The organism is Aromatoleum toluolicum (assembly GCF_012911005.2).
Taxonomy (GTDB): Bacteria; Pseudomonadota; Gammaproteobacteria; order Burkholderiales; family Rhodocyclaceae; genus Aromatoleum; species Aromatoleum toluolicum.
Genome location: NZ_WTVS01000035.1, coordinates 51,369 through 58,504 on the forward strand (window position 1 = coordinate 51,369; position 7,136 = coordinate 58,504).

The window sequence follows — 7,136 nt, forward strand, 5'->3', positions numbered from 1 at the left end:
AGGCGGCGCCTTGCTGCGCCGCATCACGCCGCCTATAACGGAAACGCCCGTCCCGTTTTCGAGTAGCCCCACATGGCCACGAATCCCGTTCCCCGCCTCGCCCGGCGCCCCGGCGCCGTGCTGGTGGACCTCGCCGGCGTGTTGCACGTCGGCGAGCAGGCCATCTCCGGCGCGGTGGACGCCCTCGCCCGCCTGCGCGCTGCAGGGCTGCCGCTGCGTTTTCTCACCAACACGACGCGCACGCCACGCCGCACGCTGGTCGCAAAGCTGCAGCGGATGGGCTTCACGATCGCCGAAGACGAGCTCCAGACCGCTCCGCACGCGGCACAGCAGCTCGTGCGAGAACGCGGCCTGAAGCCGCTGTACCTCGTCCATCCGGATCTCGCGGCCGAAATCGGCCCGAGCGCGGAGGCCCCCGATGCGGTCGTGATGGGCGACATGGGCCCCCATCTCGACTACGCGCAACTCAATGCTGCGTTCCGCCTGCTGATGGCCGGCGGCGCCTTCATCGCGATGGCGAAGAATCGCTACTTCATGGAAGAGGACGGCCTGTCGCTGGACATGGGCGCCTTCGTGACCGGCCTGGAGTTCAGCAGCGGCGTCACGGCCGAGATCGTCGGCAAGCCCGCGGCGAGCTTCTTCCACACCGCGCTCGCCGAACTGGGCGTCGCACCGGCCGACGCAGTGGTGATCGGCGACGACCTGCACGACGACGTCGGCGCGGCGCTTGCGGCCGGCATTCCGGCCATCCTCGTGCGCACCGGCAAGTTCCGTCCCGGCGACGACGACGCCCCGGACGTGCGTCCGACGCTCGTCGCCGACGACCTTGCCGATGGCGTCACGCGCCTGCTCGCGCTCGCTTGATCAGGCGAGCAGCGGGATCGCAACCAGCTCGTAGCCGGCGCGCTGCAGCCCTTCGCGCAGTGCCCGCGCAGTCGCCACTGCCTCGGCGTCGTCGCCATGCACGCAGATGCTCTGCGCCTTCACGGGCAGGTGCTGGCCGTTGATCGAGATCAGCGCGCCGGCTTCGAGCATGTCGAGCACATGGCGCAGGCAGGCCTCGGCGCCGTGGATCATCGCGCCCAGCTGCGAGCGCGGCACGAGATTGCCGTCGTCCAGATAGGCGCGGTCGGCGAAGATCTCCTCGACCACGCGCAGGCCCGCCTCGCGCCCCGCGACCGCGAGCTGCGACAGCGCCGGCGCGAGCAGGATCAGATCCGGATCGAGCGTATGGATCGCGCGCGCGACGGTCGCCGCCAGCCTTGCGTCCGCACAGGCCATGTTGTTCAGTGCGCCGTGCGGCTTGACATGGGTCACCGCCGTCCCTTCGGCGCGCGCGATACCGGCAAGCGCACCGATCTGGTAGATCAGCATCGCTTCGAGTTCCGCGGCCGGCAGTTCCATGCGCCGGCGGCCGAAGCCCTGCAGGTCGGGGAAGCCCGGATGCGCGCCGAGGCTCACGCCGCAGCGCTTCGCGGTCGCCACCGTCTGCCGCATCACGAGCGGATCGCCGGCGTGGAAACCGCAGGCGACGTTGGCCGACTTCACGACCTCCAGCATCGCCGCGTCGTCGCCCATGCGCCAGGCGCCGAAACTTTCGCCGAGGTCGGCGTTGAGGTTGATGCGCTCAGACATGCTGTGCTCCGCAGTAATGGGTGAAATCGACGCCGTGCAGGGCCCATTCGTCGCCGCGCACGACGCCGCAGATGAGGTTCGCGCCGTACAGCGCCGCCTCGTCGATGACGCCGGGCGGGCGGAAGTTCTGGATCGCGCCGACCCAGTCGGCAAGGCGCTGCACTTGCTCGCGCAATGCTGCCGCAGCCTCGGCATGGCTGACCGCGACGAAGCGCAACTCGTCACCGGGCCGCAGATGCGCGAGACGCGGCAGGTCGGCACGGATCACGGTCGCGATCTTCGGATAACCGCCCGATGTCTGGCAGTCGGCCATCAGCACGATCGGCTGGCCGTTCGCCGGCACCTGTATCGTGCCCGGCGCGACGCCATCCGACACGATCTCGGCGCCCTGCTCATTGTGCGCGAGCGTATCGCCTTCGAGACGCAGGCCCATGCGGTCCATGTCACGCGTCACCGCATAGGGCCGCGTCAGGAAGGTCTCCAGCGCCTGCGGCGTGAAGTGATCTTCCTGCGGCCCGAGGATCACGCGGATCGGCCCCGTCTCGTGATGCCACGGCGCCTGCGCACGGAATTCGAGCCAGGGGTCGCCGCGCACCGCCTCGCACTGCAGGCGGTCGCCGGCCTTCGGCGCCCTGCCCTGCACGCCGCCGATCGCCGCGCGCAGATAGGTCGAACGGCTGCCGAGTTGCGCGGGCACCTGCACGCCGCCCGAGAGCGCGACATAGCCGACACCGTGCGAAACCCCGCCGACGCGGATGACGTCGCCCGGAAACAGCGTCGCCGTCTGCCACGGCGCCACCTTGAGCACCTGGCCGCGCGTATTCACGACCTGAGCCCCCATCTCGCCGGCGAGGCCGATGCGCACGGTGCCGGACAAGGCCTTCAGCGACGGCCCGCTCAACCCCACTTCGAGCACCGCCGCTTCCGACGGGTTGCCGGCGAGCGCGTTGGCCGCGGCCATCAGCACCACATCGAGAGCCCCGGACACCGGCACGCCGATGTTGCGAAAGCCCGTGCGGCCGCGGTCCTGCACGCTGACGGCGAGGCCCGCATCGACCACCTCGACGACCGCGCTCATGTCGCCTCTCCTTCCTTCAGCAGCGAGGACAGATCGAAGCGGCCGGCCGCGCATTCCTGGTCGAGCGCTTCGTAGGTGTCCGTGTCGATCGCTTGCCACACGACCTGGTCGCCCGGCGTGAGCAAGGCCGGCCGACGCGCGTTGGCCGGATCGAAGAGGCGCACCGGGGTGCGCCCGAGGAGCCGCCATCCGCCCGGGCTCTGCCACGGGTAGGCTGCGCACATACGGCCGGCGATCGCGATCGAGCGCGACGGCACGACCTTGCGCGGCGTTGCGAGCCGCGGCATGTCGAGCGCTTCGGGCAAGCCGCCGAGGTAGGGAAAGCCAGGCAGGAAGCCCAGCATGTAGACGGTGAAGACCGTCTCGGTCATCAGGCGCACGACGTCCTCGCGCCCCATCCCTTTGGCGGCAGCGACCTCGTCGAGGTCCGGCGCGCAGCTCGCGTCGAAGCAGACCGGAATGTGCCAGCAGCAACCGGCCGCGGAGAGGCTGCCGCTCTTGTCGGCAAGCTCCGCGAGCAGATCGTGCAGCGTCATCGCGTCGGCGCGCAGCGGGTCGAAATGCACGGTCACCGAACGGAAGGTCGGCACCCATTCGACGACGCCTTCGAGGCGACCGTCGTTCGACAGCGTGTCGAGCAGGCTCGAGAAGCCAAGCACGCGGCCGTGGATGGCGGGGTCGATGCCATTGCCGAACTCGACGGTCCAGGCGGCGTCGCCTACGCTCAGCAGACGCGCCGGCGGGTGTGCAAGGTCAGTAGTCATGGCGGGATTATTCCGCTGGGGAGGGCGAGCGCCCAATAACTTGGATGCGTGGCTGCCCGCGTCGTGCCGTGCAGGACGGCGCTGGCAGCCTTGCGGCCTAAAGAACGGCTTGCTCAGTTCTGCAGGACGAGGTCCCGACCGCGCGTTTCCGGCAGCGGCAGGCAGGCGAGGATCACGAGCAGGTATCCGCCGGCCGCGAGCATGCCGATCACTTCGCCGAGCGGCATGCTGGTGCTGAGGTAACCGACCAGCGCCGGGAAGGTCGCGCCGACCGCGCGGCCGAAGTTGTAGCAGAAGCCCTGGCCGGAGCCGCGCAGCTCGTTCGGGAAGAGCTCCGCAAGGAAGGCGCCCATCCCGGAGAATATGCCCGACAGGAAGAAGCCGAGCGGGAAGCCGAGGAAGAGCATCACCGTGTCCGTGATCGGCAGCAGCGTGTAGCTATAGACCAAGGCGCCGGCGCAGGTCGCGAAGAGCATGAAGCAGCGGCGGCGGCCGAGGTGGTCCGACAGCCAGGCACTCGTCAGGTAGCCCACGAAGGAGCCGACGATCAGCACCAGCAGGTAGCCGCTCGTGCCCAGCACGGACAGCCCGCGCTCGAGCTTGAGGAAGGTCGGCAGCCAGGTCGTGACCGCGTAGTAGGCTCCCATCATGCCGGTCGACAGCAGGCTGGCGAAGATCGTCGTCGGCAAGAGGCGCGGCGAGAAGATCTGCAGGAAGTTGCCGCCGCCTTCGGCCTTCACCTTCGCACGGGCGATGTGGAAGACTTCCGGGTCGTGGATGTTGCGGCGGATGTAGAAGATCAGCACCGCCGGCAGGATGCCCATCCAGAACAGCACGCGCCATGCCTGCTCGGCAGGCAGCATCGCATACACCGCCCAGAAGGCGATCGCCGCCGCACCCCAGCCCACCGCCCAGCTGCTCTGCACGAGGCCGACCGCCTTGCCGCGGTTCTTCGCCTGGACCATCTCGGCAATCAGCACCGCACCGACCGACCATTCGCCGCCAAAGCCGAAGCCCTGCATCGCCCGCGTGAAGAACAGCTGCTCGAACGAGTTCGTGAAGCCCGACAGGAAGGTGAATAGCGTGAACCAGATGACGGTCCACTGCAGCACGCGCACGCGCCCATACTTGTCGGCGAGCACACCGGCCGCCCAGCCGCCGATCGCGGAGGTGACCAACGCGCCGGTTGCGATGTAGCCGGCCTCGACCTTGCTCATTGCCCACGCCGCCATCAACGTCGGGATCAGGAACGTATAGATCATGTAATCGAACGCATCGACGCCATACCCGGCAAACGCCGCGGTCAGGGTCTTGCGTTCGTTCTGGGTGGTTTCACGAAGCCACATGGTGAGTCTCCTCTTGGTGTTCGACACACGTCCCCCCGGTCTGTGCCGGGGTGCGACGAAAACAGGCTCTGTTCAGGAAAAGGCGAGCTGGTGATTGAGCAGGTCGGTGACCAGCATCGATCCCGGCGCGTGCGTGATGCACAGCTCGGGCCTGGCCTCCATCACCGCGGCCTGGGGCGTGACGCCGCAGGCCCAATAGACGGGCACTTCGCCCGGCAGGATCTCCACCGGGTCGCCGAAATCCGGCTTCGCGAGATCCGCGATGCCGATCTCGGCCGGATCGCCGAAATGCACCGGCGCGCCATGCACGTTGGGCAGGCGCGACGTGACCTGGATCGCGCGAATAGCGTTGGCCGCCGTCATCGGCCGCATCGACACGACCAGCGGGCCGTGGAACCTGCCCGCCGGCGTGGTCGCGATATTCGTACGGTACATCGCGACATTGCGGCCGTTGGCCACATGGCGCAGCGGGATGCCCGCGTCGAGCAGCGCCTGCTCAAAGGAAAACGAGCAGCCAATCACGAAGGTCACGAAATCCGGCTGCCACAGCCCGTCGATCGCCGTCGGCTCGGCGACGAGTTCGCCCTTGCGCCACACGCGGTAGCGCGGCACGTCGAAGCGGATATCGACGTCCGCACCAAGTGTGGGCAGCAGCGGTTCGCCCGGTTCGGACACCGCCAGCAGCGGACAGGGCTTGGGATTGCGCAGGCAGAAGCGCAGGAAGTCGTCGGCATCGGCCGCGCGCAGGATCACCACGTTGCCCTGCACATGGCCCGGCGCGAGGCCGCTGGTATGCGAAGTCCACTGCCCCGCACGGATCGCCTTGCGCGCCGCGATCCCGGTCGTAAGCTCCGCAGCGGACGCGAACGCGCCGTCTCGATTGTTTTCCACCGAATGTCTCCTCGTCCTTTAGCCGACGCTGTGATCGCGTCGTAAGGAAAGTATCGGTGGCGCTCGGAGGCTACACAAACGCAAAATTTCTTTGTGAGTTCATCGATTTTTTCGATGGTCTGCGCGCTTTTTCCGAACCTCCCCGGGCGCGTCGGACGCCTCCACGCCGTCGACCGGAAACCGCCGCACGAACGCGATCGCCTCCTGTACCGCGGCCTCCATTTGCGGCGCCGACGGGTAGGCCCAGAAAGACGCGTGGATCGGCAAGGGCTCGAGCCGGGGCTCGGCATCCAGCACCGCGACATCAGCCCCCCTGGCGACGGTCGGCATTGTCGCCAACGGCAGCGTCGCGAAGCCGAAACCGCCCTCCACCATGCGCACCAGCGCCGAGATCGACGAAATCGTATGGATGCGCCCGCCCTCGAGGCCCGCGCGCCGGATCAGCTCGAGCAGCGCAACGTGCGGCTGCGAGCTGCGCTGGAAGGTCAGCACATCGTGCGCAAGGATCTCCGGCAAGGTCCATCTGCCTGCGCGTTCCGCATCGGCCCGACGCCCGACGAACACCATCTCCAGCGAAGGCATTTCCGCGACGCGAATGCCCTCGCCCACTGCGGGCATCGCCGCGAACGCAAGATCGAGGCCGCCGCGCCGCAATTGCTCGGTGATCACCGGCGTCATTTCCACCGTCAGCTCGAACTCGATGTGCGGCTGCGTGCGGCGCAGATGCTCGACGAGCGGGATCAGCCAGGTGTGCAGCACCGACTCGATGCCGCCGATGCGCATCGTCATCGCCTGCGGCTCGGGCAAGCCGATCTCGCTCTTCAACTCGCGCTGGATGTCGAGCAGGCGCTCGGCGAACACGAGGAAGCGGTTGCCGGCATTGGTCAGGCGGAAGTGCCGTTCGCGCCGGTCGATCAGCGCCACGCCCAACTCCTCCTCCAGGCTCGCGATGCGGCTCGACACCGCCGACTGGGTCAGGCACAGCTTGTCCGCGGCGCGGGTGACGCTCTTCAGACGGGCGACCCACAGGAAGGCTTCGACGAAACGCAGGTTCATGGACGAGATCGGCAAGGTCGGAAGCGCACGGCGTTCGCACCGGGCAAGCACCGCGGAGACGTAGGACGTGACCGCGGCTCATGCCCGACGCGCTCGACATCCTTGAACTTCAGCCCGGAACACTGCCAGAATGCGCGCTGCCGCTGGCAGGCGGTCGAATGACTCTAAGCTGATCGGCGCGCCGGCGCAATTCGTTGCCGACGCGGTATCCCGGCCCGGACGATGACGTCCCTCGGCCCACATCGCCCCGCAGCCGTCGCCGTCCCGGCCAAGCGCCCCGGACCTCACGCCGTGCCACCCACCCAAGCCTTTCGACGCATCGCCCAATGACTTCAGACACGCTGGATCTCTTCAACGCCGCACCAC

General features: G+C 68.2%; 7 protein-coding genes. 1 reads left to right on the top strand and 6 read right to left on the bottom strand.

Features of this window, described 5'->3' with window-relative positions; genetic code table 11:
- The first annotated feature begins 72 nt into the window (after window positions 1–72).
- Window positions 73–864, top strand: a complete 792-nt coding sequence (locus GPA27_RS16525; RefSeq protein ID WP_169141658.1) for a TIGR01458 family HAD-type hydrolase — start codon at window positions 73–75, stop codon at window positions 862–864.
- On the opposite strand, the gene GPA27_RS16530 is transcribed toward GPA27_RS16525, so the two are convergent.
- The 6 genes from GPA27_RS16530 to GPA27_RS16555 all read right to left on the bottom strand — a co-directional run bounded on the left by GPA27_RS16530 (window position 865) and on the right by GPA27_RS16555 (window position 6,770).
- Complete coding sequence (locus GPA27_RS16530; RefSeq protein WP_169141659.1) at window positions 865–1,635, bottom strand: LamB/YcsF family protein; 771 nt, start codon at window positions 1,633–1,635, stop codon at window positions 865–867.
- A complete protein-coding gene (locus tag GPA27_RS16535; RefSeq protein WP_169141660.1) occupies window positions 1,628–2,713 on the bottom strand; it encodes a 5-oxoprolinase subunit C family protein in 1,086 nt (361 codons plus the stop codon). The genes GPA27_RS16530 and GPA27_RS16535 overlap by 8 nt, the downstream gene beginning before the upstream one ends.
- The gene (gene pxpB, locus GPA27_RS16540) at window positions 2,710–3,477 is read right to left on the bottom strand and encodes a 5-oxoprolinase subunit PxpB (protein WP_169141661.1); all 768 of its coding nucleotides are present in this window, start codon (window positions 3,475–3,477) and stop codon (window positions 2,710–2,712) included. Before pxpB ends, GPA27_RS16535 begins: the two co-directional genes overlap by 4 nt.
- Before the next feature lie 113 nt (window positions 3,478–3,590).
- A complete protein-coding gene (locus GPA27_RS16545; protein ID WP_169141662.1) occupies window positions 3,591–4,823 on the bottom strand; it encodes an MFS transporter in 1,233 nt (410 codons plus the stop codon).
- Window positions 4,824–4,895: 72 nt separating this feature from the next.
- Window positions 4,896–5,714 (bottom strand): putative hydro-lyase, encoded by an 819-nt coding sequence (locus GPA27_RS16550; protein ID WP_169141663.1) that lies wholly within the window; start codon window positions 5,712–5,714, stop codon window positions 4,896–4,898.
- A 99-nt stretch (window positions 5,715–5,813) separates the two neighbouring features.
- Window positions 5,814–6,770: a LysR family transcriptional regulator gene (locus tag GPA27_RS16555; RefSeq protein ID WP_169141664.1), complete on the bottom strand. Its 957-nt coding sequence runs from the start codon at window positions 6,768–6,770 to the stop codon at window positions 5,814–5,816.
- Window positions 6,771–7,136 lie beyond the last annotated feature (366 nt).

Bases quoted from the DNA above. Each gene is read 5' to 3' on its own strand.
- GPA27_RS16525 (WP_169141658.1), top strand. From the start codon at position 73: ATGGCCACGAATCCCGTTCCCCGCCTCGCCCGGCGCCCCGGCGCCGTG.
- GPA27_RS16530 (WP_169141659.1), bottom strand. From the start codon at position 1,635: ATGTCTGAGCGCATCAACCTCAACGCCGACCTCGGCGAAAGTTTCGGC.
- GPA27_RS16535 (WP_169141660.1), bottom strand. From the start codon at position 2,713: ATGAGCGCGGTCGTCGAGGTGGTCGATGCGGGCCTCGCCGTCAGCGTG.
- pxpB (WP_169141661.1), bottom strand. From the start codon at position 3,477: ATGACTACTGACCTTGCACACCCGCCGGCGCGTCTGCTGAGCGTAGGC.
- GPA27_RS16545 (WP_169141662.1), bottom strand. From the start codon at position 4,823: ATGTGGCTTCGTGAAACCACCCAGAACGAACGCAAGACCCTGACCGCG.
- GPA27_RS16555 (WP_169141664.1), bottom strand. From the start codon at position 6,770: ATGAACCTGCGTTTCGTCGAAGCCTTCCTGTGGGTCGCCCGTCTGAAG.